Source organism: Neptunomonas japonica DSM 18939 (assembly GCF_000422765.1).
In the GTDB taxonomy this organism is placed as follows: domain Bacteria; phylum Pseudomonadota; class Gammaproteobacteria; order Pseudomonadales; family Balneatricaceae; genus Neptunomonas; species Neptunomonas japonica.
In genome coordinates this window covers 149,248-173,436 of sequence record NZ_AUGR01000005.1, presented here as the reverse complement: position 1 = coordinate 173,436, position 24,189 = coordinate 149,248, and the positions used below count along the sequence as shown (strand labels likewise).

The window sequence follows — 24,189 nt, the reverse complement described above, 5'->3', positions numbered from 1 at the left end:
GGATTCAGACATTATAAGAGTCGTACACGTTAGTTTGTATACGACTATCAGACGATTTATGCCTCTTTTGTGCTTTCTACTCGTGCGTGATATTCCATTAGCGCTTCCACTTCTTTGCGCGAACCTAATGAAACAGAAACACGTTCATGAATGTCATCGGGTTCAACATCCATGATGTCGGAGTAGCAGTTTGTCGCTAATCCGCCAGCTTGCTCAATCAGCATGCTCATTGGGTTGCCTTCGTACATTAGACGCAATTTACCCGGTTTCTTAGGCGAGCGAGCATCCCAAGGATAAGTGAAGATACCGCCGCGAGTAAGAACGCGGTGAACTTCAGCTACCATCGCAGCAACCCAGCGCATGTTGTAGTTTTTCTCACGCGGACCATCAGCACCGAGTAGTAGGTCATCTACGTAGTTACGCATGGCGGGTTCCCAGAAGCGATGGTTTGACATATTGATGGCAAACTCACGCGTTTCTTCAGGAATCATAACGTTTTCGCGTGTTAGTAAGAAGTCACCGGTATGCGACATGGTAAACATGTTAACGCCTTTGCCGGTTGTTAATACCAATACAGCGGAAGGGCCATACAAAACATAACCCGCAGCGACCTGTTTACGGCCGCTTTGAAGGTAGGGATGTTCCGTGCTGTAGTCTTGGTCTTTTGGTGCTTCAAGAATAGAAAAAATAGTACCAACAGATACATTGATATCAATATTTGAAGAGCCATCTAGGGGATCAAAAACGACCAGAAAACGACCGTCTGGGTTACCCGGTACTGACTCGCTTTCTTCTTCAGAAGCGACGCCGGCTACCAATGAATGGTTAAGCAAGACTGTTTTCATTATCTCATTGGAAATCACGTCCAGTTTTTTCTGGGTTTCGCCCTGAACGTTAGTGATATCGGTCGTTCCGAGCACTCCCGCTAATGCACCTTCCCGCAGTTGTAACGCGATCTCTTTACAGGCGACCATGAGTGTAGCAATCAGGTCCATTAATTGTTCGTCAGTGTCGTTGCGTCTCAGAAACTGGCTCAGCAGTTGCATGGGGGATAATACCTTTGAGTGTGTGAAAAAAAGGGCGAAACAAATTTTGTAGTAATTTTACGTGATTAAGACGGGAAAATCATGTGATGAAGTTCAAAAAATGCTTATAAATCGCGCCCTTTTTTCATAATTGCCGGTATTATTATCTGAATTGTTTTATTGGCTGTTTCTTAGGAGTGACACTTTGCATATTCATGTTCTGGGTATCTGCGGAACCTTTATGGGTTCGTTGGCTATATTGGCACGCGAGTTGGGTTATCGAGTAACGGGTTCAGATGCCAATGTATACCCACCTATGAGTACTCAGTTAGAAGCTCAAGGTATCGAGCTAATGGAGGGGTATTCGTCGGAACACCTAAACCCTGAACCTGATTTGGTGATTATCGGTAATGCGATGTCCCGTGGTAACCCCGCTGTAGAATATGTCTTGGATAAAGGCTTACGTTATATTTCAGGGCCGCAGTGGTTGTGTGAACATGTACTCCAAGAGCGCTGGGTACTGGCTATCGCGGGTACGCATGGTAAAACGACTACGTCTTCGATGCTGGCTTGGATTTTGGAATACGCTGGTATGGAGCCGGGTTATTTGATCGGTGGTGTACCGAATAATTTTGAGGTGTCGGCGCGCTTGGGTGGTTCTCCTTTCTTTGTAATTGAAGCAGATGAATACGATACTGCTTTTTTTGATAAACGCTCTAAGTTTGTACATTATCGCCCCCGCACTTTGGTGTTGAATAATCTTGAATTTGATCACGCCGATATCTTTCCCGATTTAGCCGCTATCCAGCGACAGTTTCATCATGTAGTACGTACCGTTCCCGCTAATGGCCAGGTTATTATTCCTCAACAACATGAAGCCATTAAAGAAGTCATCGATATGGGCTGCTGGACACCCGTTGTCAGTGCATCGGTTGGTGATGGCGGGGAGTGGTCTGCACAACTGGTTCGCGAAGATGGCAGCACCTTTGATATTTTGCACGAAGGCAAAAATCTTGGTCAAATCTGTTGGGGTATGACGGGGCGGCATAATGTTGAAAATGGTTTGATGGCGTTAATTGCAGCGCGTCACGTAGGTGTACAGCCTCATCACGCTATTGAAGCACTATCTGCTTTTGGCGGTGTTAAGCGTCGTATGGAAAAATTAGCTGAAGTCGCCGATGTTACCGTTTATGACGACTTTGCTCACCATCCAACAGCGATAGCAACAACGCTACAAGGACTGCGAGCACAAGTCGGTAGCGATAGCATTGTGGCAATTATTGAGCCGCGCTCCAACACTATGAGGTTAGGTGCCCATCGTGCTGCATTGGCTGATTCAGCAGAAATGGCAGATGAAGTCATTTGGTATCAACCTAGCGGTTTGGACTGGTCGCTCGATGATATTGTCAATGGGCGTGAAAACAAAATGCGTGTAGCAAGCAGTATTGAGAAAATTATCGCCTCTGTAAAAGCGTCTGTTACTAAAAACACACATATAGTAGTGATGAGTAATGGCGGTTTTGAAGGTATTCATCAGCGCTTGATTACTGCGTTAGAAGAGCGATTTTCAGAGGGTAATAATCATGGCTGAGTTTGCTCAAAGAATCACACTAGCAATTACCGGCGCATCAGGTGTGCAATATGCTGTGCGACTAATGGAATGCTTGGTTGCTGCTGATGTACAAGTATTGTTGATGATCTCGCGTGCAGCACAAGTGGTGGCAGCGACAGAAACAGCATTGTCTATTCCTGGCGCAACCGCTGCACAGCAAAAATATTTTACTCAGTTGTTTAACGCTAAACCGGGTCAAATTAAAGTATTTTCGCGTGAGCAGTGGATGGCGCCGGTTGCCTCAGGTTCAGGCGCGCCAGCGACTATGGTGGTGTGCCCTTGTAGCACGGGTACCTTGTCAGCTATCGCGACAGGTGCGAGTAATAATTTGATCGAGCGTGCGGCTGATGTTGCTTTAAAAGAACGTCGGCAACTGCTGTTGGTGCCTCGTGAGGCGCCGTACTCTGAAATTCATTTAGAAAATATGTTGAAGTTGACACGTATGGGCGCGGTAGTTCTGCCGGCGAGCCCTGGTTTTTATCATAAACCTGAAACGATTAACGATATGATCGATTTTGTGGTCGCTCGAATTCTCTCTCAAATAGGGATTGAGCAGTCTTTTATGCCACGTTGGGGCGATGCTTTGCTGCAAAGTGATGAAAATCCGCCGTCGCACGATTAGAATAGGCTCCTTTTGTATAACTGGAGTGGGTTAATGCCTAAAATTCTTGCCTTGGATACCTCTACTGACGCCTGTTCAGTGGCTTTACATGTGGCGGGTGATATTCGTGAGGATTTCAGAGTTATCCCCAGGCAGCATACTAAACAGCTGCTGCCGATGATTCAATCGATGCTAGATGGTGCCGGCCTTAAAGTAAAAGACCTAGATGCCATTGCTTTTGGCCGAGGCCCGGGATCTTTTGCCGGTATTCGTATTGCTACCGGTGTTGCTCAGGGTTTGGCGTTTTCAGCAGAGCTGAATTTGTTACCTATCTCTACATTGGCTGCTATTGCATTAGCGCACCACCTTAAAACAGGTGACCAGCAAGTGATTGCTGCTTTGGATGCGCGCATGGATGAGGTTTATTGGGCGACTTATAAATTTGAGAATGGGCTCCCCATTTTAATAGGTGAAGAACGTGTTGATGCGCCTGCTAATGTTTGCCTGCCAGATGCCAGTGAATGGGCTGGAGTGGGTTCGGGCTGGCGTTATTTACAAGGCATGTCTGATCAAGTGAAACAATTGGTCACTACGCTAGAAGGGGATTCTCAAGACGTAGATGCTGAGAATACCACTTACCCAACAGCGGCTCATATTGCGCGCTTGGCTATTCAGGATTATCAGGAAGGGAAATCGGTATCGCCAGAACTGGCTTTACCCGTGTATTTACGCGATAACGTCGCATGGAAAAAGAAGGATCAGCAATAAATGGATTGGGTTCAAACAGTTGTACTTGCGATAATACAAGGCTTAACAGAATTTTTACCGGTATCAAGTTCTGCTCACCTGATCTTGCCTTCTCAGTTATTGGGTTGGGAAGATCAGGGGCTAGCTTTTGATGTCGGTGTACATATGGGTACGCTAGCAGCAGTTGTGATCTATTTCCGTCAAGATATTACTAATATGTTGGTGGCCTTTTTTGCTTCCCTTAATGGCGTTAGGTCGGTTGATGGGCGTGTCGCTTGGTTTGTTATTTTTGCGACGATACCGGCTTTGATTTTTGGCTTCATGCTCAATGATATTGTTGATCAATATGGTCGTTCTATATTAGTGATTGCCGCTACTACGCTAATTTTTGGGGCATTGCTATGGTGGGCTGATATCAGCCGAAAAGAGGTCAAACCTCTAGAAGAAATTACATTGCGCGATGCTATTACTATTGGTTTAGCGCAAGCTGTGGCGTTAATTCCTGGCACTTCGCGTTCGGGTATCACCATTACAGCAGCACTCATGTTAGGTTTTACACGCCAAGCTGCTGCACGTTTCTCATTTTTGCTGTCGATTCCTGTGATATTAGCAGCCGGTAGTTTTAAAAGTTTAGAGTTATTGCAAACCGCGACCGCGACACAGTGGGAGATGGTGATAGGTGGAGCACTTGTGTCAGCACTGAGTGCTCTTGCTTGTATTCATTATTTCTTAAAGCTACTTGATCGTACCGGTATGCTGCCTTTTGTCATCTATCGTTTGTGCTTGGGTGTTTTCTTGCTAGGTGTTTACTTTTACGTACCTGTAAATGCTTGATTTAGTTGATGGCATTCAAATAGCTGCCAGTGATAAGCCTTTGCTAGATCAGGCAACACTCCTTGCTAAGAAGCTTGGTTTAGCACCTGCGCTGGTTATCTCTGATGTTTCTCGCTGCGCTTATCCTTTGCTGCTTTATGTCACTTATGATGGCGTAAAGTTACAAACGACAGGAAAGAAAGCTCCTGGGCCTGTTTGGGTCGACTTTCTTAGTGGTGCGGTAGCACACCGTAGAAAGTTTGGTGGTGGAGCAGGGCAAATGATCGCCAAAGCCGTGGGAGTTAAAGGCAGTATTCGCCCGACGATATTAGATGCGACGGCAGGGCTTGGACGCGATAGCTTTGTGCTGGCAACGTTGGGCTGCCAAGTCTCAATGATCGAGCGTTCTCCCATTATTCATGCGTTGTTAGAAGATGGGTTGTCTCGCGCGATGGCGGATGATGAAGTCTATGACGTTTGCTCAAAAATGAAATTGCTACAGGGAAATTCTATTGAGTTATTGCATTCCATTGAGCCTCCACAGGTAGTGTATGTTGACCCTATGTTTCCGCATGCAGAGAAGTCCGCATTAGTGAAAAAAGAGATGCGTATTTTTAGAGATATTGTCGGTGACGATGAAGACTCTTCCGCTTTGCTAGAAGCGGCGCTAGATGTGGCTTCAGCGCGTGTAGTTGTTAAGCGCGCACGCAAAGCCCCACTGATTGAGGGGCGAGCACCTAGCTACCAGTTAGAGGGAAAGTCTAGCCGCTATGATATTTATGCACTGGCTAAGCTAACATAAAAACTTACGTGAAAGCTGATTACTGTCCCGCGCTTGTTAGCGCGGATGTAGGTTATGCTCTATAGCATTCACATAGTGTGGATTCAATATTTGAGAGGCCCGTTTTAGCAAGGCGTTGCTCTCGATCTGATAATGAACTTGACCGTCTTTTTCTGCAAAAACGTTTTGTTGAATCAATGTTTGTATAAAAACATTGAGCACGCGCGCGTCAGCATATTCTGGTGAGTTAAAAGCAAACTGTTGATGCAGGTGAGCCGCAATGCGTTGGCTTTCACTTACTAAGTCTGCAATTGGCATAACTGTACCGTCAGACAATAAGCGGAACACAATATAGTAGCGTACCAGTATGGGTTCTGCTGTTTGCATTAGCGCAATAGACAAAGGTGTTTCTATAACACGAATTATGTTGCCTTCGCGCTTGATCAAACCACGTTTTTCCATACGCAGCCGCAATTGCTTTAATGCTGTTTTTAATTCTATAGCATCCCAAGGTAGGTATAGCTCTGCCTTTAAGTAGGGATAGAGCGTATTCAGAAGCCGTGGCAGGGTTTGTGGCAGTGGTTTAGGGTAGCGCTTAGCTAACAGTAAAAAGACCCCAGGGAGCAGTGTCATATGATGCAATTGGTTTCGATAAAACGTCATCTCCTGAGCCTGAGTGCTGCTAAGGAATACATGGTCCTCAGAGCGGCTAAGTTGTCGGCGTTTGCATGCTTGCTTTATCCATTTTTTGACAGGCCCGGTTGCAGTAGCAATAGGTGGGTTAGGTAATATATTAAGTAACGCAACTAGCTCTTCTGCTTCTTCCGATAACTCAGTAATACTGCGTTGTTTTTTCGGGTTGGACAGCATTAGTGTCGCTAGTATTGCTGTTTGGTTTGCATAGGCTGATTGATTAATACGTTGCAGCACCTGTTGGCTGATATGCTGAGTTAGCTCAAGCTTTGTGCTAGCAGGCGTTTGGTCAGTGCTTTCAGGCACTTCATTGAACGCCTGTTGTAACATTATGGGCTCACCAAAACTAAGGGCCGCATCGCCGAACTGGTGGCGAAACTCCTTTAATGACCTGATGAGTCCTAAAAAGGATTCTTTGCGCTTTTCTCCACCAGATAGCTCTTGTTGATAGCTTTTGCTTTCAACAAGCTTGTCATAACTAATCCATACAGGTATCAGAGCAACAGGTTTTTCCGGATGGTTTAAGTGATTCTCTAGCGTCATGGCTAGTAAGCCTGTTTTGGCTGGTAACAAGCGTCCTGTTCGGCTGCGTCCCCCTTCAATAAAGTATTCTAGAGAGTGGCCTTTGTTAGACATTACAGACAAATAACTTTGAAATAGCTGAGCATACAACGGGTCATCACGAAAACTACGGCGCATGAAAATAGCACCGCCACGTTTGAGGATATTGCCTAAAACAGGGGTATTTAAGTTATCACCTGCAGCAATATGTGGAACCATTAATCCATGCCTATATAAGTGTGAAGACAGCATGACATAATCCATGTGGCTACGATGGCAAGGAAGATATACAAGCTGATTTTCAGGTGCACAAAGCTGTATGCGTTCTATGCCATTGATATGGATTTTTTTATAGATTTTTTTCCAAAAGATACTCAGTAAAGACGCCAGAATACGAGTGGTCGTCGGACTGAAGTTAGCAGCCATTCCTTTTAGCAGAACCTTAGCGTCGTTATTCACCTGCTCTACTGTTCGGTTTTGTTTTAATGCTGTTTGGTAAATGGCTTCTTTGACTGCAGGCTCTCGTAAAATGAGTGTAAATAAAGTACTACGGTGGGATAAATTAGGGCCGATAATAGCGAGTCGACGACGATAAAAATGATGATGAAAAACCCGCATGGCTTTATGAGCAATAACACCCGCGGGTTGATGAGGTGATTCCTTTTTGAGCTGCCTTAACGATAGCGCTGGATCAACCTGCATGAGGGTCTGACGTCCGTTCACTAACAATTGCATAAAACGCCCAACAATACCTGTTTTGCTCCAGCTCTCGGCATATAGCAAATTCAGATAAGAAGTTTCTCGTTGCGGCATTCGCCCGTGATAGACCGAGATAGGAACAATCTTGATATCTTGCTCTGGGTTAAGAAAGCTTAATTTATCAACTTGAGCTTCAATGCGGTTACGTAAATCATCTTGATGATCATGCGCGGCGCATAAAATCTTTTGTTCAGGCAGAGTGTTGCCTTGGCGGCGCAGCTGTTCAATTAACAGTAGCCTATGCGAGTATCGAGCTGTCTCGATCACGAACAATGTATTAGGAGTGGGCTTTAAATGCTGCCTACCTTCAACTGTCGAATTTATAATAAGCCGCAATAAGAACCGGCTAATGCGGTTTAATCCTCGCATGTATTCAGGCCTTATCTCGTATTAATAGTGTGGTGGTGGGGCGTCATTAAAGGATATACCTTGATTTTCTTGTCCCACTGTTTTGAGCTGTTGGTTAAAAGCTGTGATCAATTTCTTGAGTTCAGAAATAGTTTTATCTTGATGAGATATTACGTCGTTTAGCTTGTCCAGCGCATCTTCTTGGAAGGCTACTCGGCTTTCGAGTTCGGTTATACGTTCGTCGTGATTCATTACAGTGCCTGTGACATAGAGTTTAATGTAATAAGCATAACGGAGTGGCATAGTGAAAGTAAATTCAGTTGTAAGTGGGTAAGCTATTGAAATTTTAAGTTTTCTTGTGTATACCTTTGCGGTTGCTGCTTTAAATTAAGTATGGGTGGCTCAAATAATAGTAATTATCATGATAAGACAAGAGATAGATACATGAGTGGTAACCAAATAGTTCGTAGTGTAATTGTAAGTATTATTGCAGCAGCGTTGATTCCTGTGCTGCTTAAAGCTGTAGCTGGTGTTGAAGTAGGGTTAACAGGCCCGGTCATCGCAGTAACATTTATTGTGGTTCTAATTAGCAGCCTGATTTCTGCTATGGGTGGAAGTACTTCTTCGGTTCCAGCTCTTGATCAGGTTGCTGATGAAGATATGGAAGAGGAAGAAGACTACGAAAATGATGACCGTGAACTGGGAACAGTGAAATGGTTTAATGTTTCTAAAGGTTTTGGATTCATTACGCGCGAGAATGGCGACGATGTTTTTGTTCATTTTCGTAACATTCGTGGGCGTGGACATCGTTCTTTGAGTGAAGGCCAGCGTGTTCGTTTTAATGCTCGTGAGAGTGATAAAGGTTTGCAAGCGGAAGATGTTTCCGTGATGCGCGGCTAATCACTTCAATAGCGGAAGCCTAGGCTTCCGCTTTCTTTTTCTGCTTTCTTTTTCTTCTGCATATTATTCCGCTTGTTCGATAATCCCTTGTAAACGTTTAATGACTCCCTCAGAACTACAATAACCATCACTGATACGTATCGCTTGTTGGCCTTTTACTGCGCGTAATGCAGGAAATCCCGATACATCGAGTTGCTGAGATATCATCATGTGATTTTTTAGTTGCTGATGGGTATCTTGTGCATCCAGCTGTATTGAAAATTCAGTTGTATCAATGCCTATTGTTGTTGCTAGTGCTGTTAGTGTTGCGCTGTCAGAAGGGTTCTTTGCTTCTAAGTAATAGGCTTGTTGTATCGCTTGAGCCATTGTCGAGGCGCTACCCGGTTGTAATTGGTCGGCAACAATAATAGCTCTGCATGCTCGCCAAGTACTTCTTCTGGGCGTGCACTGCGTCCAGAAATCGTAATTAAACTGTGCCCCTGTTTTAGCTTCAATTTGATGCCAAATAGATTGGATAGCCTTTTGTTGCTCTAAGGACATTGTTGAGTCTGAATCGGTTGCTAGCCCTCCCATGACGTATTGAATAGTAAGTGTGGGGAAGTGTTTTTTTATAGCCTGTATTGTTGGTGAAAATGCCCAACACCAGCTGCACATAGGGTCCATGACATAAAGTAGTTGCATCAGAATAGCTCCGGTTGAAGGGTGTCTTTGTTCCAAATAGTCTGTACGGGAATATCGGGCCGATGTTTATGAATTTCTTCACTGAAAAAACGAGCAACTTCAGGTGCCTTTTTATTATCGGGCGTATGGAAAAACAGATACGGTGTACGTTCTTCGTCTATCCATTGCAGCGTTTTTTTGACCCAAGGCATGAGGTATGCGTAGCCATCGATGATTTTCAATGGAGTAATGATGCGTACAAAGGGGGTTATTCCTGTAGCAATCGCATGTACGGGCATTCTAGGCTTGGCGCGTAATGCATCTTGGGTAATGGCATCCTTGCTTGGGTGAGCGAATAAAGCGCGTGTATCGAATGTTATACGGTTAATAGCGTGTTGTATGAGTAACTGGTTAAAGCGCTTCTCTATATCATCCTTTAAAAAGAACCCTGTATGCCTAACTTCAATACCATAATTAAAATCTGGCGGTAGGCTCTGAATAAACCGCGATAGTTTATCCAAGTCTCTTGGTGAAAATGAGGCGCTTAACTGCAACCAGAGCGTGCCTAATTTGTTTTCTAATGGTGCAACTCTATTAAGAAATTCGCTGACTTGCCGATCACAATGATGAAGCTTTGCATGGTGTGTGATGGTTTGTGGGAATTTAAAGCAAAACTTGAAGTGTTGGCTGCTTTGTTGCTTCCAGTTTTCTATAGATGAAGCACTCGGAAGGCCGTAAAAGCTACTGTTGCCTTCCACGCTCGAGAAATGTTTTGAGTACTCAGGCAGGGCCTGAGCAGCGGCATCTTGACCTATGTGCCAGTCAGGATGGTGCCATTGAGTTAGGCCAATATAATAGCTTGGAATGTTTTGAGGGTAATCGTTGTGCATGCACTTATGGTGTACTGAACAGCTGCTATACTCAAGTAATTGATTATTAATAAATACTCGGAGTGACTTAGGAGATGGATTTTGCATCACTTATAGGAATCTTGTCAGGACTGGCATTAATTGTTTCAGCCATCTTGATTGGTGGTAATGCGGACATCTTTGTTAATGTGCCCGGCATGATGATTGTTGTCGGTGGAACGATGGCCGCTACCCTATTAACCGTTCAGTTTCGTGACGTTATGAACGCGTTTAAGGGGGCGTACATGGTGTTTACTAAAGACAAAACTAACCCTTCTGAAATGATCGACACAATGATTAATTTAAGCAAAATTAGTCATCGGCATGGGCTTTTGAAGCTGGGCGATGTGAAAACTGACTCAGCAGTATTGCGCCGTGCTTGTGCATTATTGTCTGAAGCTGCCTCTGAGCAGGTGATTCGCAATACATTGCAGAATGAGATTGATTCCCTAGTGGCACGACACTTTTCCGTACAAGATGTATTCAAAAAAATGGCAGCTTATGCGCCGGCATTCGGTATGTTAGGAACCTTGATCGGCTTGATTCAGATGCTAAGTGAACTAGATAATCCAGATACGATTGGCCCTGCTATGGCTGTGGCTTTGTTAACTACTTTTTATGGGTCACTATTAGCGACAATGGTTTTTTTGCCTATAGCCGGTAAGTTAAAGGCGCGAACCTTATTAGAAGTCACTAACTTAGAAATTATTCGAGAAGGCAGCATTAGCATTTTGACCAATGATCATTATGCGCATGTTTATGAGCAGCTGTCGTCATATCTTCCTGAGCGGGTGCGAAAACCTATATTCAACCAGAAAAAAGCTGCACCTAAAGAGGCCAAAAAATGAGTGCTCGGCGTGCCATTATTGATGAGGCAGAGCCTAGTTGGATAGTTACTTATGCCGATCTTATGACGCTTCTTCTGGTGTTTTTTGTATTACTATTTTCTATATCAACTGTAAAAAAAGAGCAATTCGCATCGACTATTCGCTCATTTCAACTAGCAATAGGCGATACCGGAGGAAGTCTTATTCCTCTACCTGAAGAGTTAAGAGCACCGGCCATTGAGATCCCCGATTCGTTAGAGCACAATAATGCAGATCAGATAACACCGCCAATAGTCGTGGTTCAAGAGGTAGAACAAGAAGAGATTCGGCTCCCTGAAATGCCAGAAGCTGAAGAGGAGGATCTCTCCTACATGTCGAATACCTTAAGAGATGTTTTTGCTTCAATGGGTGTTACTGACGCTGTCGATGTGGGGGAGCCGCGTGATGGGAAAATACGCATTAGAGTTAAAGGGTCGGTACTATTTAAATCTGGTGATGCTGAATTTAATCGACAAATGATGCCTATTTTAGATGGGTTATTAGAGAAGCTTGAAAAAAATCCAGAATTTAAAATGGGTATCCAAGGGCATACTGATAATATCCCGATTGAAACGGCTAAATTCCCCTCTAATTGGGAGCTGTCTGCTATCCGCGCGACTACTGTTTTACGATACCTTGTAAGGGGAGGGATAGACCCTGAGAGAGTTACTGCAACAGGGTATGGTGACGCACTACCCATCGCCCCTAATGAAACAGCAGAGCAGAGAGCAGAAAATCGTCGTATTGAGTTTGTGTTAGAGAAGGTGCGTGAGCCATGAAACCTGTAATTGAAATTGATAATGATGACTCTCAGCGCCTTACTTATAGGGTGAAGTTACATCATGATGACCCTGTAAGCTTGAGCGTTGCCGGTGTTGCTGTAGATATTATTGATATATCAGCAAAAGGCGTAGCGTTTCGCTATCAAGGTGACGCCACAAAAGAGGTCTATCCGATGTTGTTAACATTTGAAACGGACAAGGTGTATGAAGTGGCGTGTAATCTGAAAATCCATCGTAGAAGTAATCCCGAATACAGTGCTGAGTATATCGATATTGATGAAAAAGATGTCACACGAATCACTGGGCTGATTATTGAGTGCCAAAAACGAGACATTCGTCGTGAAAAGTTGCTAGAAGTAGAACGTCGTGAAAGAACTTGAGATTAATGTTGCACAAGCGAAATAATCACTATAGTATTCGCTCCACAATTTGATGCGGGGTGGAGCAGTATGGTAGCTCGTCGGGCTCATAACCCGAAGGTCGTTGGTTCAAATCCGGCCCCCGCTACCAATTTTGTAGAAGCATATCAAAGAGTTACTATTGATGGCTTCGATGTGAACTAAGTAAAAGTTTTAAAGTTGTTGCGGGGTGGAGCAGTATGGTAGCTCGTCGGGCTCATAACCCGAAGGTCGTTGGTTCAAATCCGGCCCCCGCTACCAATCTTAATTTACTTGTTCAGTGATAGTGTTGCGGGGTGGAGCAGTATGGTAGCTCGTCGGGCTCATAACCCGAAGGTCGTTGGTTCAAATCCGGCCCCCGCTACCAACACTAATATAAAGAAACCAAATCAATAGTTTTATTGATTTGGTTTTTTGCGTTTTACCCCTGAAAAATTATCTCCTATGATTTTTAGCCTCCTTATCCGTATCTATACTAAGGACTTTGGGTCAAGCAGTACTGTTAGTTCTTCAAGAGATAGTCCGGTTTTCTCCTTTGCAACGCTAATAATTGGGCGTTTTTCCTTGTAAGCTTGTTTTGCAATTTCTGTGGCTTTTTCGTATCCAATAATTGGGTTTAGAGCAGTGGCTAATATCGGATTGAGTGCTAAGACTTGTGTGAGGTTTTCTTCGTTTACTTTAAAAGTAGCTATCGCTTTATCGGCTAACAATATACTAGTGTTTGATAAGAGCTGGATACTGTTAAGTAGGTTGTAAGCAATGAGTGGCAGCATTACATTTAATTCAAAATTTCCTGATTGGCCAGCAACAGTAATGGTTGTGTCATTACCTATTACTTGTGCGGCTACCATCGCGGTTGATTCTGGAATAACAGGGTTTACTTTGCCTGGCATAATAGAGGAGCCAGGTTGGAGCGTTTCTAGCTCTATTTCGCCCAGCCCAGCTAAGGGGCCCGAGTTCATCCAGCGTAGATCGTTCGCTATTTTCATCAAAGAAACCGCTGTAGTTTTTAGTTGACCTGATAGCGCTACTGCCGTGTCCTGCGAGCTAATGTAAGAAAAGACGTTATCTGCAGGGGTAAATAGTACGCCTGTTGTAGCGCTTAACTCTTTACAGAAACATTTTGCAAAGTCAGGGTGGGCGTTAACGCCTGTGCCCACTGCTGTACCGCCTTGTGCTAGTCGCTGTAAGCAGGGTTGTAGCTGTTTGATGTTCTCTGTGTTGAGCTGGATTTGTGCAGCCCAGGCGCTCAGGCACTGGCCAAGCCTTATCGGCATCGCATCCATCAAATGAGTACGCCCTGTTTTGATAATGTGATTAACTGAGCTGGCTTTTTGGTGAAGGGTTTCAGTAAGGTGGTAAAGGGCAGGCAGTAACTTTTCTGATAGAGCGACTGCTGCACTAATATGGATAGCAGAAGGGATGCTGTCATTGCTGCTTTGGCCAAGGTTTACATGATCGTTAGGGTGAATGGGTAAGCTTGATTGCTGCTTTGCTAGCGTTGCAATGACTTCATTGGCATTCATATTAGTGCTGGTGCCCGAGCCTGTTTGAAATACGTCTAATGGAAAGTGTTGCATCAAGTTTTTATCAACTAATAGAGTTTCTACTGCTTGGTTAATGGCTTTTCCTATCTCTTGAGGCAACTCGTGGAGTGATGAGTTTACGGTAGCTGCGGTGGCTTTTGTTTGTAATAGAGCTCGTATGAATGCTTCGGGCATTGTTTGTCCGCTGACAGGAAAGTTGTTAATAGCACATTGCGTTTGCACACCGTATAGCGCATTTTTTGGCAGAGATATCTTACCTAAGCTATCACTTTCAGTTCGTTTTTCGTGTCGTTTAAGCATGATCTGTCTCCCGTGTATAAGTGCTGTCTTTCAGGAGTGTGGAAGGTATTAATAATTATTAGATTACCTACTTCTTTGATAGTTTCGTACTGTGAGTTAATGAGGTTTTTAGGCCGCTATATACTCCTTCAGAGGAATAAACAGTGCGGCATTGCTGTGACAAAATAGGGGCATCTTTTTGTGGAGGTACTTACAATGTTTAAGGGCAATGTGTCAGGAGAATTTACCAAGCTGCTTGAAGCTGCCAAACAGCAGGATCAGCCTCAGCGACTGCTCATGCTTTTTGCTCGTGCTGAAGGTGATGAGGAAAAGATAAGCAATGGATCTCATGAGACAGGTACGGTTACTCCGCTAATGTGTGTTGATAAGTTACCTGAAGAAATTGATAGTTTTGAAGCTCTCGTAAAAGAAGCAGATGCTATTGAAAGTAATTGGAGTTTTGTGCTGATAGCCGGTTTAGGGGGTGTTGATGGTGAAGCGCCTCCAACCGAGGCTGCTGAGCAGTATCTAAATCAGATGGCTAACGATTTGATGATGGGCCAGGATCTGTCGGGTTACACTATTCTTGATCGCCAGCAAAGCCCGGTAATCTTACAGGCCAGTTAATTTTAAATGGTTTTCTATCTAGTTTGGCTGTCTCGTTTGTAAATGAGATAGCCACTCCTCTCTTCTGTATATTTTAAAAAGTGTCATAGGCACTCGTTCTTATTTTATTCATCTATACTTTATTTTAAATATTGATAGGTGTCTCTATAGTGCATAAAAGCTGCTTGTTTTTTGAACAGATTTTTCCTGGTTTGAGAATGGCTTTTTCTCTCTTAATAATGCTTATTTGTAGTGCTTGCAATGCTTCCAGTACATCGGCAGATGAGACTATTGTCTTGCAGTTGAAGTGGAAGCACCAATTTCAATTCGCGGGCTTTTACGCGGCTATCAAAGAGGGATATTTTGCAGAGGAAGGTTTGAATGTCACTATTCGAGAAGTCGATAAGCAACGAAGTGCGACACAAGTAGTGCTCAGTGGTGATGCGCAGTTTGGTATCACTGATTCTAGTGTGGTATTGGCACGGCTAGAAGGGCAACCTTTGGTTGTAGTTGCCGCTATTTTTCAGCATTCTCCTATGGTTTTGTTAACGTTAGGTTCTTCAGGAATCTCCAGCCCTTTGGCGTTGAAGAATAAGCGAGTTATGTATCAACGAAATACAGATGATGCGGTTTTATTGGCTATGTTTACTCAGCTGGGTTTAACTGAATATGACCATACGCATGTGGCACATGATTTTCGTGATGATGTGCTGGTGAATACTAATGTGGATGCAATGTCGGCTTATATCACAAACCAGCCCTATATGTATAAAGAGAAAAATATCCCAATTAATGTCATTTCACCGATTGATTTCGGTATAGATTTTTATGGGGATTTGTTGTTTGTTGAAGAAGGTTTTCTTAGAGAGAATAAAGAAAAAGTACTGGCGTTTCGTCGTGCTAGTTTAAAGGGTTGGAAGTATGCAGTTGATCATCAAGAAGTAATGGTTGAATGGATGCTGGCGAACCTTAACACTGGTAAATCTAGAGCGCATTTACTTTATGAAGCCCGGAATTCTATGCGGCTAATTCAACCAGAGGTTATTGAGTTAGGTTCTTTTAACGCGAACAAGTTTATTGGTATTTCCGAAATATATAAGCAACTAGGCTTTGCCCCGTTAACCGGTGACATCGCAGGGATAGATTATCAAGAGTACTATGTTAAAAAGCTAAACCCCAATGCTTGGTTTTTCAATGCTGTACTAGTGGTAACGGCCTTTTTTATATGTCTAGTGTTTTATAGATGGATAAAAAGAGAGATACTCATGCGTCAGTTAGCGTTGAGAAAGACTCATTTTTTGCTAAAGCATTACTAGGCTGTTAATAATGAATTTTTAGGGTCTAGCCTTGTAACCAAAGAGCAGCCATTAAAAACATGGATGTAATAAACCAGACTAAGGACATCATCTGCCAGAAAATAACACTCTGTGTTTTTTTCTCTACTTCTTTTGGTAATAAAAATTCAGGGTTAGGGTGGGTTGCATCCTGTAAAAACTGATCAATTGTGTCGTATCTGCCTTCTGATTTAATTGATACCCCTTTCATTAAAGCACGATCAAACCATAGTGGTAATACAGGGTTGTAGCGTTCAGAAGGGATGTATTTCAATTTTTCAAGCTGCTGGGGTGTCTCACACCGCTCAAGCCCTTCCCCGTAAGGTAGTTGGTGAGTAAACATCTCGTAAGTAATGCAGGCTAAAGAAAAAAGATCTCCTTTTATACCCGTGTTCTGTCCTAACCTGAGTAATGGGTCAGAGTAATTAACGGTACCAAGCACTCGATCTCTTTCGATGGGTATGAAAATTTCGTTGATACCAGAAACATAAACGGAGCCGAAATCGACTAGCGTAATATGATTATCTGGCGAAATCATAATGTTGCTGGGTTTCAAGTCCTGATGTAACGTTTCGCGTTGATGAAAGGCTTGTAGCCCTTTTGCGATCTGCTTTACCAGTTTTATCGCTTCTGAAGGTTTAGGGTAAGGGTTATCTTCGATCCATTGTTCTAATGAAACCCCTTCAACTTTTTCCATCAAATAGTAGAGAAACGTTTTTGGGCGGTTGGCGTTACAAACTTTAACGACATATGGGCTATCAATGCGGCTTCCTACCCACTCCTCCATAATGAAGCGCTCAATATAAGCAGGGTCGTCATTAAAGTTTTGTGAAGGTGTTTTCATTATTCGTTGTTTACCGTTAAGAGGGTCCTTAACGATATAGAGCTGGCTGCGACTACTGGCGTAGAGCTCTGAGACAACTTCATAGTCATCAATACGCATACCAGGCTCTAGGTCTGGTGGGAAAGGTAGTTCGGTTAGTTTGTCGGTTAGATCATCGATACTTTCTCGGATGATTTGGTCAACACGTATTAATTGGCAGCTTATATTATCAGTGCTGCCTTTCTCGTAAGATCGGCTGACTAATTTTTCGCATGCTGAGTCTAGAGATTCACTTTCATGAATGAGCGTTTGTATCTCTTGTGGTGACAGAGTGTCATGTACACCGTCGGTACTAAGAAAGAAAATATCATTGGGCTCTATCGAGATTGTCCGATAATCAATGTCTAAATGCGTATCCATGCCCATGGCGCGAGCTAAGCAGCTGGTGCTTTGGCTTAATGGAGTCGTATGATCAGTGGTTAAGCATTCCATATGGTCATCGCGAATACGATAAATACGGCTGTCGCCTATATGGAATATGTGTGCTGTATGTGACTTGATGATTAAAACTGAAAATGTACACACATAACCGCGAGTGCTGCTTAGGTATTCATGACTACGAGAGTAGAGTGAGCGGTTAATGGAAGTGAGTACTTTTTGTGCAGATTTTTTTACTGTCCAGATATCGGGTGTATCGAAATAGTCATTTATAAATTCACGTACACAGTGTTCGGCGGCCTCAGCGCCGGCTTCGGCAGTGCTGACGCCATCGGCAATCATTCCGCAGGCACCTTTCGTCGTGAGGAGGTTACCGACAGGCATAAAAAAACCCAGACAATCCTCATTACGGGCCTTTCGTCCGGTAATGCTTTGCTGGGCAGTCGATAATCTAATTTCACTGTTAAGGTGCATAATGGATCCTTGTCGCAGAACCTGAATAAACTGTATAGCCCGTATTACGCAATATAAAAGAGAGCCCTAAGGCTCTCTGCGTAGAGTTACTTATTCAACGTCAATTAGCTGGACTGTACCATCGGGTAATATTTCAGCCATCTGTCCTGAAGGCTCATCCATAAATTGGACGAACAGGAAGGCGACTGCGGCAGATGCGCCAATCACCAAAAAGAATGTTGAGTAGTCTACAAACGATAGCACTGTTAGGTAACAAACTGCACCGACGTTACCATACGCTCCTGCCATACCTGCAATTTGCCCTGTCATACGACGCTGAATTAAAGGTACTGCTGCAAATACAGCTCCTTCACCAGCTTGTACGAAGAAAGAGCAACCCATTGTGGCAATAACGGCAACAGGGATAAACCAGTTAGCGTCAATTTGACTGAGCACAAAATATCCCACAGCTAAGCCTGCAATGAATATGGACAGTGCTTTACGACGACCGTATTTATCGCTGAAGTGACCACCTGTTGGGCGAGCAACTAAGTTCATAAAAGCAAAACCTGAAGCAAGTAACCCCGCTTGGACTGCACTTAGACCTTCAAATGTATCGAGGAAGAACAGTGGTAGCATTGAAACAACAGCCAATTCAGATCCGAAAGTAACGAAATAAGCTATGTCCAGTACAGCAACCTGTTTGAATTTATAACGTTGAATCTCAGGAACACCATGCTTCAGGTTTTCTTCGTTTACATGATAGATGGCACGCACTTGAACGATGAACAATGTTACAAGTACTGCGTAGATGCCGTACGTGCCTATGTCGTTTAATAGACCTAAATTTGAAGGTGAAAGTTTCCATGTCAGCACAGCAAGTGCTAAGTACATAGGCACATTCATTAGTAGGTAAAAATAGAAGTCGCCTTTACTGGTAACTTCGAGACCGCCGTGTTTTTTTGGCTTGAAGTAAGTCGAACCTTTTGGAGTATCACGTGCAATTTTTCGATAAATGAGACCGTATACAAAAGCTAACACACCAGTCATGCCTAGCGCATAGCGCCAGCCATCCTCACCGCCGAACATAAGAGCAAGAGAGGGAAGGCTCATAGCTGCTGCTGCTGAACCAAAGTTACCCCAGCCGCCGTAAATCCCTTCAGCAATCCCTACTTGCTTGGCAGGAAACCACTCAGAGACCATACGGATACCGATAACAAAACCCGCACCAATAAAGCCACTAAGAAAACGTAGTATTGCCAGTTGCTCATAAGTTTGTGCTGAGGCGAACCCAACGCAAATAACTCCCCCTATCATCAGTAGCATGCTGTAAATAGTACGTGGGCCGTATTTATCTACTAACGTGCCAATGACGATGCGAGAAGGGATGGTTAGCGCAACGTTAAGAATTAACAATGCTTTGACTTCAGGGGTAGTAAGGTCAAAAGCTTCTTTGATTATAGCCATCAGGGGAGCATGGCTAAACCAGACCATAAAGGTCAGGAAAAATGCAAACCAAGTGATATGCAAAGTTTTTATCTTTGGATCACTAAAGTTTAGTAATTGGATTTTGTCATTGGACATTGGACTACTCCTGTAGCGGGTAAGGACGTCGCTACGTCTTTGAAGGCATCGTTTAAATCGTTGTGTTTATCTTTTGGGTAAATTCAGCTATCCGAGCTAGTCATCAGCAGATAACGTGTTATCCATATAGGGTAAAAATAGGGGAGTTTTGAGAGGGGCGTGTTGATATGAATCAAGGCTTATGTCGGTGCCGTAAATAGCATTTTTAGCCTGTACCTATTAAGAGGTATGTGTTTTTTTGTGTTAAGTTATTGATTTTTATTGGTTGTTTTTTTATTTTTATTTGTCTGCTAAAAAATAGATGGTTTCCGATTCATAGGGGGTAGCTAGTCTGCGCAGTAAAAATACTTGCCTTAATTTTTATTGTTTATCTAATGTTTTAATAAGAACATTAATTTGAGCAATTAACATATCCCGTTGTTGATGAAGTTCAGCTAAACGGTCGCATGCTAACGTGTGGTTTCCATCACTAACCAGTTCTATTAGCTCGGCGCTCAGTGAGCAGGTTGCATCATACAAGGGTGCTATATTTTGAAACTCTTCTAAGGTGCCGTAACGGGCAAATCCACTACTGCGGTACCAGCGTCTGAATTGACCATGATTGTTGATTTTTCTTGGGTGAGGGCAGCTTGGGTCCCTCATAAATGCTTCTAGAGAGTCCAGCCAATTTATATGGCTCTGCATGGCGACTTTAAGGCTTAGGTTTGTATCTTTTCCAATAGGTTTTCTAATGGCTAACCAGGGTTTAGTCTCTTGCCATTGTGTTGCCCAGCTAGGGATGCTTTCAGCAGGCATTGGGCGTGCTATGCCGTACCCCTGTGCCTGTTGGCAGCCGAGTTGTACGAGCATGGCTCCATGTTCTAAGGTTTCTACACCTTCCGCAATAACGGGGCGGTTAAAGGTTTGAGCGAGGCGTAGGATACTTTCAACAATATCTAAATCGTTTGGGTCATCTAGCATGTCTCTTACAAAGCTCTGATCAATTTTAAGAATATCGACAGGCAGGCGCTGAAAATAAGTCAGTGACGAATAACCCGTTCCAAAGTCATCTAAGGCAAATCGGACACCCATATTACGGCACTGCGCTAATACATTATTTGCTTGGTCTAAGTCGTTGAGAGTACTTGTTTCAAGAATTTCTAATTCTAAATCTTCATGGCGAACAGCGGGGTAGCGTTCTAACATTTCTTTTAAGCGTTCAGAAAAACCCTCTTTTAATAGATGGTTAGCGCTTAAGTTCGCGCTAACTTGAAAAAACAGCCCTGCTTTATTCCATTCTACAATCTGTTTTATGACAGATTCTATTACCCATTCACCTATATCAATTTCAAGGTCGTGCCCATCAATGAGATCTAAAAATGCTGCAGGAGGAAGAATACCTTTAACAGGGTGCTGCCAACGGATTAACGCTTCAGCACCTGTCATCTCACCGCTGACTAGATTTACTTTTGGTTGATAGTAGAGAACGAATTCATTATTTTTCAGAGCTTTTTCAATATTCTTAAGTTGAGATCGCCTGGCTTGAACTTCCAAATCTAACTCTGGATCAAAGAGGTGGTAACGGTTTTTTCCTGCATCTTTTGCTCTATACATGGCTTGGTCTGCATGTCGCAAGAGTGTGTCTGCATCTGCGACATCTTCAGGGAATATCGTGACGCCGATACTGGCTGAAATACCAACAGTATTGCTTTCAACTTTTATCGGTTCACTGATCGCTTTTAATACTCGATTTAGGGCTACATCTATCTCTTCAGGCTTTTCTATTTCGGCAAATAAGATAACAAACTCATCACCACCTAAGCGTGCTAGAGTATCTTCTTCTCGCAATATTTTTAGTAGTCGTTGAGTTATTTCTATGAGTAGTAAGTCACCTGCGGCGTGTCCATATTGATCATTAACGGGTTTAAACCCATCTAGGTCTAAATAGCATACAGCCAGAGACCTGTTACTACGTTTTGATCTTGCGATTGTCTGAACAAGCCGGTCACCCAATAGGCGACGATTAGGGATGCTGGTCAATGGATCATAATTAGCACTGCGGTGAAGTTCGGCTTCGTGTATTTTTAAGCGACTAATATCAGAAAAAACAGCGACGTATTGGCTAGTCTCGCCGTTTTCTTTGTGGACTGTATCTATTGATAAACGCTCTGCGTAAATTTCACCTGACTTTCTCTTGTTCCAAATTTCACCTTGCCAGGAGCCCGTTTCATTTAGGGTGCTTTTCATTTCTGCATAGAATTCAGGTGACTGTTGGCCAGAAGAAAGTAGGTTTGGATTTCTCCCAATAACGTCGTTATAGCTATAACCAGTAATACGGGAAAAAGCTGGGTTTACGTCAATAATGAGGTTGTTCTCATCAGTGACCATAATACCTTCTTGGCTATTAGTAAAAACACTGGATGCTTGCCGTTGTCTGGTTTCTGATTTTTTACGCTCTGTAATATCGGTACTAACACCGATGAAGTGCTGTAAATGGCCTTTGTTATCATAAAAGGCTGTAATAGTTGCTTGGACATCATAGAGGTGACCATTTTTACATCGGTTTTGTAGCTCTCCTCGCCATACTCCTTTTTCGTGGATGCACTCCCACATCTGTTGATAGAAGGTGTTGTCTTGTAGCCCAGAAGAGAGTACTCGAGGGTTCTGGCCAATAACATCTTCAGGGCGGTAGCCTGTTATTTGGCTAAAGGCTGGGTTGACTGAAATAATATTGGCATTGATATCGGTAATAATGATGGAGTCAGCACTACTGCCAAAAACAGTCGCATTAATACGTTGAAGCTGTTCCGAGTTTTCACGTTCACCTTCAATCTGCAATTGGCGTCGATAAAATACAATGATGAGCCCTGCTAATGTGAGAACGATAACTATGATGACACCAAGCAGTGTCTTCGCTTCGGCCTTCCAGTTTTGCATCGCGCGCTGGCGATCGATACGGGTTATGAGCAAAAATGGGTAGAGTCGGGAGGCCCTAAAGGAGCTAAAGGCTGGTGGATTGTTTTCAAGTAACGACGTTAGAAGTTGGCCTGACTCGGCGGTTTCTGGTGATAATGATTGTTCAATTTCTTGATATAAAGAACCTATTTTTGCAGAGACTTCGGTACTCATCAGTAAGGTGCCGTCATAGCGAATAATATCAACAATACCGTTTTCGTTATCGAGAACTTGGGATATATGGTTAATGAAAAAGTCAGGGTTAATAGCTATGAGTAACGTAACTGTTCTTGTCCCAAAAGCCAGTGTGTGCACTATTGGGACAAAGTTTAGCTGCTGTGAACGGGTGGGTTTTTGGTGAGTCGTTGGACTTGCGCTAATAAAATCACGACCAACCCATGGCATTCCAATACTTAGAAGGTCTTGTTCGCCTGTAGGAGTGGGTAAAAAATTATTTGTATTAATGACAATGCCAACGTTTGCTCGGTTGGAGCTGGCGATGATGCGTCCTTGCTCGTTCAAAAGTGAAATTGAGCGTTGTGCCGGGTTGTTTTTGAGCGTTGCACGAAGTGATCTTTCTATATTGAAAAGGTTCTTTTTCCTGCTGTCCATATTAGCAATATTGGTTGTGGCCAATTCGGCTAAGCGAAAATTCTGGGTTAGAAAGTTTTCAAAGCTTCGAGTGTGCATTGTTGACACTTCTTGCATTCCTGCGGCTGTTTCTTCGTGTAGCCGCCATAAGGAATACCAAGTAATCACGATAATTACTGCCACGAAAAACACAACGGCAGTGATATATATATTACGCAACTGTTTGGATTGTGAGTTCATGGTAAGAGGATGCTGGATAATTTGTGGTATTTGGCAGACATCCTTAACCGACCATCTTGCTTGATGTCCCGCACAAAACTTTCAATACGGTTATACCAGATATCATCCCCATGTTTCATTGCATATGCATAGGATGTTTTATGGTAGTTAGCGGGTGGAAGAATCAGTCTAGCCCAGTCGCGTGTTTTTAGAAAACGTAGGCTATATGGATAATCTGTCATGAAAACATCAGCCCGACCTGAGCGAACCTCTAATTCACGAGCAAAAGGTTGGTTGAGTATTAACAACTTTGCTGACCGTAAAGCCCCCTTCATGAATGATTCTTGTAATGTACCTTTCCTAACGGCAACAATTGAGCCGGGTTGGTCAATGTCATGCCAATTTTTTAAACGAGGATTACTTTTTGATGTGACCGCATAAATATCACTATGAAGGTGGGGTTGGCTAAAGCGTAGCTTTTCTTTTCGGTAAGGTGTGATACCAATAGCAAACATGGCAATGTCACAACGATCTTGCGTGATATCTTCGGTTACTTTTGAAAAGGAGCTGTTTACAAATTTTACTGAAGCTCCCAAGTCTTTACCGAGCTCGTTGGCCATATCGAAATCAAGGCCCGAAAGCTGTTGTGTTTTCGGGTTTCGGTAGGTGATGCTGTAATACTCTGGCCAGATACAAACGCGAATAATCTTCTGGGCAGTGATCTTAGTTAGCCGGCTTATATCACTGCTTTCAGATGCTGACGCCTGAAAAGAAAAGCCAAAGACTACTAGCAATAAGGAGCATAGTAATCGCATCGCAGTCTCTTTTTATCTTTTAATTTTTGATCAAACAGTCAATGTTGGATAAAAGTATAGACTAGCTATTTGTTTGTGCGTTAATGATATGCCCATATTATCAATAACTAGG

21 protein-coding genes and 3 tRNA genes are annotated in these 24,189 nt (G+C 43.3%); 14 read left to right on the top strand and 10 right to left on the bottom strand.

The window, feature by feature from the left end:
• Nucleotides 1-56: 56 nt before the first annotated feature.
• The gene (locus tag G511_RS0105005) at nt 57-1,046 is read right to left on the bottom strand and encodes a class 1 fructose-bisphosphatase (protein ID WP_028468661.1); all 990 of its coding nucleotides are present in this window, start codon (nt 1,044-1,046) and stop codon (nt 57-59) included.
• A gap of 184 nt (nt 1,047-1,230) precedes the next feature.
• Here G511_RS0105005 and mpl point away from each other — a divergent pair, with 184 nt between their 5' ends.
• The 5 genes from mpl to G511_RS0104980 are packed head-to-tail and all read left to right on the top strand — an operon-like array spanning nt 1,231 to nt 5,600.
• On the top strand, nt 1,231-2,616 hold the full coding sequence (gene mpl / locus G511_RS0105000) for a UDP-N-acetylmuramate:L-alanyl-gamma-D-glutamyl-meso-diaminopimelate ligase (RefSeq protein WP_028468660.1): 1,386 nt from the start codon (nt 1,231-1,233) through the stop codon (nt 2,614-2,616).
• On the top strand, nt 2,609-3,259 hold the full coding sequence (locus tag G511_RS0104995; protein ID WP_028468659.1) for a flavin prenyltransferase UbiX: 651 nt from the start codon (nt 2,609-2,611) through the stop codon (nt 3,257-3,259). Before mpl ends, G511_RS0104995 begins: the two co-directional genes overlap by 8 nt.
• 33 nt (nt 3,260-3,292) lie before the next feature.
• A complete protein-coding gene (gene tsaB, locus G511_RS0104990) occupies nt 3,293-4,006 on the top strand; it encodes a tRNA (adenosine(37)-N6)-threonylcarbamoyltransferase complex dimerization subunit type 1 TsaB (protein ID WP_028468658.1) in 714 nt (237 codons plus the stop codon).
• Nucleotides 4,007-4,819, top strand: coding sequence for an undecaprenyl-diphosphate phosphatase (locus G511_RS0104985; protein WP_028468657.1), 813 nt, complete (start codon nt 4,007-4,009; stop codon nt 4,817-4,819).
• Nucleotides 4,812-5,600, top strand: coding sequence for a class I SAM-dependent methyltransferase (locus G511_RS0104980; protein ID WP_028468656.1), 789 nt, complete (start codon nt 4,812-4,814; stop codon nt 5,598-5,600). The genes G511_RS0104985 and G511_RS0104980 overlap by 8 nt, the downstream gene beginning before the upstream one ends.
• A gap of 36 nt (nt 5,601-5,636) precedes the next feature.
• On the opposite strand, the gene plsB is transcribed toward G511_RS0104980, so the two are convergent.
• Both plsB and G511_RS0104970 read right to left on the bottom strand, forming a co-directional pair.
• A complete protein-coding gene (gene plsB, locus G511_RS0104975) occupies nt 5,637-7,961 on the bottom strand; it encodes a glycerol-3-phosphate 1-O-acyltransferase PlsB (RefSeq protein WP_036551286.1) in 2,325 nt (774 codons plus the stop codon).
• Between the two features lie 21 nt (nt 7,962-7,982).
• Entirely contained in the window at nt 7,983-8,192 is a 210-nt protein-coding gene (locus G511_RS0104970; protein WP_028468654.1) for a SlyX family protein, read from the bottom strand.
• A gap of 192 nt (nt 8,193-8,384) precedes the next feature.
• On the opposite strand from G511_RS0104970, the gene G511_RS24800 reads away from it, so the two are divergent.
• The gene (locus tag G511_RS24800; protein ID WP_028468653.1) at nt 8,385-8,840 is read left to right on the top strand and encodes a cold-shock protein; all 456 of its coding nucleotides are present in this window, start codon (nt 8,385-8,387) and stop codon (nt 8,838-8,840) included.
• Nucleotides 8,841-8,903: 63 nt separating this feature from the next.
• On the opposite strand, the gene G511_RS0104960 is transcribed toward G511_RS24800, so the two are convergent.
• Together G511_RS0104960 and G511_RS0104955 are read right to left on the bottom strand one after the other, a co-directional pair.
• On the bottom strand, nt 8,904-9,521 hold the full coding sequence (locus tag G511_RS0104960; RefSeq protein ID WP_028468652.1) for a DsbA family protein: 618 nt from the start codon (nt 9,519-9,521) through the stop codon (nt 8,904-8,906).
• Nucleotides 9,521-10,477, bottom strand: a complete 957-nt coding sequence (locus G511_RS0104955) for a DUF72 domain-containing protein (protein ID WP_084629014.1) — start codon at nt 10,475-10,477, stop codon at nt 9,521-9,523. Before G511_RS0104955 ends, G511_RS0104960 begins: the two co-directional genes overlap by 1 nt.
• On the opposite strand from G511_RS0104955, the gene G511_RS0104950 reads away from it, so the two are divergent.
• From G511_RS0104950 to G511_RS0104925, 6 genes are all read left to right on the top strand, one after another.
• Nucleotides 10,465-11,256: a motility protein A gene (locus tag G511_RS0104950; RefSeq protein ID WP_028468650.1), complete on the top strand. Its 792-nt coding sequence runs from the start codon at nt 10,465-10,467 to the stop codon at nt 11,254-11,256. The genes G511_RS0104955 and G511_RS0104950 overlap by 13 nt on opposite strands.
• Entirely contained in the window at nt 11,253-12,053 is an 801-nt protein-coding gene (locus G511_RS0104945) for an OmpA/MotB family protein (protein ID WP_028468649.1), read from the top strand. Before G511_RS0104950 ends, G511_RS0104945 begins: the two co-directional genes overlap by 4 nt.
• Complete coding sequence (locus G511_RS0104940; protein WP_028468648.1) at nt 12,050-12,436, top strand: PilZ domain-containing protein; 387 nt, start codon at nt 12,050-12,052, stop codon at nt 12,434-12,436. The genes G511_RS0104945 and G511_RS0104940 overlap by 4 nt, the downstream gene beginning before the upstream one ends.
• Nucleotides 12,437-12,489: 53 nt before the next feature.
• Nucleotides 12,490-12,566, top strand: a tRNA-Met gene (locus tag G511_RS0104935).
• Nucleotides 12,567-12,638: 72 nt separating this feature from the next.
• A tRNA-Met gene (locus G511_RS0104930) sits at nt 12,639-12,715 on the top strand.
• 29 nt (nt 12,716-12,744) lie between these two features.
• Nucleotides 12,745-12,821 (top strand) — tRNA-Met (locus G511_RS0104925).
• Nucleotides 12,822-12,924: 103 nt separating this feature from the next.
• On the opposite strand, the gene G511_RS0104920 is transcribed toward G511_RS0104925, so the two are convergent.
• On the bottom strand, nt 12,925-14,301 hold the full coding sequence (locus tag G511_RS0104920) for a class II fumarate hydratase (RefSeq protein WP_028468647.1): 1,377 nt from the start codon (nt 14,299-14,301) through the stop codon (nt 12,925-12,927).
• A 195-nt stretch (nt 14,302-14,496) separates the two neighbouring features.
• Here G511_RS0104920 and G511_RS0104915 point away from each other — a divergent pair, with 195 nt between their 5' ends.
• A complete protein-coding gene (locus G511_RS0104915) occupies nt 14,497-14,907 on the top strand; it encodes a hypothetical protein (protein WP_028468646.1) in 411 nt (136 codons plus the stop codon).
• A gap of 197 nt (nt 14,908-15,104) precedes the next feature.
• Nucleotides 15,105-16,202 (top strand): ABC transporter substrate-binding protein, encoded by a 1,098-nt coding sequence (locus G511_RS21840; RefSeq protein ID WP_156905146.1) that lies wholly within the window; start codon nt 15,105-15,107, stop codon nt 16,200-16,202.
• A 25-nt stretch (nt 16,203-16,227) separates the two neighbouring features.
• Here G511_RS21840 and G511_RS0104905 read toward each other — a convergent pair whose 3' ends face one another.
• From G511_RS0104905 to G511_RS0104890, 4 genes are all read right to left on the bottom strand, one after another.
• Complete coding sequence (locus G511_RS0104905) at nt 16,228-17,955, bottom strand: bifunctional protein-serine/threonine kinase/phosphatase (protein WP_028468645.1); 1,728 nt, start codon at nt 17,953-17,955, stop codon at nt 16,228-16,230.
• A gap of 90 nt (nt 17,956-18,045) precedes the next feature.
• Nucleotides 18,046-19,518, bottom strand: a complete 1,473-nt coding sequence (locus G511_RS0104900) for a NarK family nitrate/nitrite MFS transporter (RefSeq protein WP_028468644.1) — start codon at nt 19,516-19,518, stop codon at nt 18,046-18,048.
• Nucleotides 19,519-19,878: 360 nt separating this feature from the next.
• The gene (locus tag G511_RS21835) at nt 19,879-23,226 is read right to left on the bottom strand and encodes an EAL domain-containing protein (RefSeq protein WP_169565712.1); all 3,348 of its coding nucleotides are present in this window, start codon (nt 23,224-23,226) and stop codon (nt 19,879-19,881) included.
• Between the two features lie 53 nt (nt 23,227-23,279).
• On the bottom strand, nt 23,280-24,077 hold the full coding sequence (locus G511_RS0104890; protein WP_028468643.1) for an ABC transporter substrate-binding protein: 798 nt from the start codon (nt 24,075-24,077) through the stop codon (nt 23,280-23,282).
• Nucleotides 24,078-24,189 lie beyond the last annotated feature (112 nt).

Coding starts and splice junctions, on each gene's coding strand:
- G511_RS0105005 (WP_028468661.1), bottom strand. CDS start 1,046: ATGCAACTGCTGAGCCAGTTTCTGAGACGCAACGACACTGACGAACAA.
- G511_RS0104995 (WP_028468659.1), top strand. CDS start 2,609: ATGGCTGAGTTTGCTCAAAGAATCACACTAGCAATTACCGGCGCATCA.
- tsaB (WP_028468658.1), top strand. CDS start 3,293: ATGCCTAAAATTCTTGCCTTGGATACCTCTACTGACGCCTGTTCAGTG.
- G511_RS0104985 (WP_028468657.1), top strand. CDS start 4,007: ATGGATTGGGTTCAAACAGTTGTACTTGCGATAATACAAGGCTTAACA.
- G511_RS0104980 (WP_028468656.1), top strand. CDS start 4,812: ATGCTTGATTTAGTTGATGGCATTCAAATAGCTGCCAGTGATAAGCCT.
- plsB (WP_036551286.1), bottom strand. CDS start 7,961: ATGCGAGGATTAAACCGCATTAGCCGGTTCTTATTGCGGCTTATTATA.
- G511_RS0104970 (WP_028468654.1), bottom strand. CDS start 8,192: ATGAATCACGACGAACGTATAACCGAACTCGAAAGCCGAGTAGCCTTC.
- G511_RS24800 (WP_028468653.1), top strand. CDS start 8,385: ATGAGTGGTAACCAAATAGTTCGTAGTGTAATTGTAAGTATTATTGCA.
- G511_RS0104960 (WP_028468652.1), bottom strand. CDS start 9,521: ATGCAACTACTTTATGTCATGGACCCTATGTGCAGCTGGTGTTGGGCA.
- G511_RS0104950 (WP_028468650.1), top strand. CDS start 10,465: ATGGATTTTGCATCACTTATAGGAATCTTGTCAGGACTGGCATTAATT.
- G511_RS0104955 (WP_084629014.1), bottom strand. CDS start 10,477: ATGCAAAATCCATCTCCTAAGTCACTCCGAGTATTTATTAATAATCAA.
- G511_RS0104945 (WP_028468649.1), top strand. CDS start 11,253: ATGAGTGCTCGGCGTGCCATTATTGATGAGGCAGAGCCTAGTTGGATA.
- G511_RS0104940 (WP_028468648.1), top strand. CDS start 12,050: ATGAAACCTGTAATTGAAATTGATAATGATGACTCTCAGCGCCTTACT.
- G511_RS0104920 (WP_028468647.1), bottom strand. CDS start 14,301: ATGCTTAAACGACACGAAAAACGAACTGAAAGTGATAGCTTAGGTAAG.
- G511_RS0104915 (WP_028468646.1), top strand. CDS start 14,497: ATGTTTAAGGGCAATGTGTCAGGAGAATTTACCAAGCTGCTTGAAGCT.
- G511_RS21840 (WP_156905146.1), top strand. CDS start 15,105: ATGGCTTTTTCTCTCTTAATAATGCTTATTTGTAGTGCTTGCAATGCT.
- G511_RS0104905 (WP_028468645.1), bottom strand. CDS start 17,955: ATGCACCTTAACAGTGAAATTAGATTATCGACTGCCCAGCAAAGCATT.
- G511_RS0104900 (WP_028468644.1), bottom strand. CDS start 19,518: ATGTCCAATGACAAAATCCAATTACTAAACTTTAGTGATCCAAAGATA.
- G511_RS0104890 (WP_028468643.1), bottom strand. CDS start 24,077: ATGCGATTACTATGCTCCTTATTGCTAGTAGTCTTTGGCTTTTCTTTT.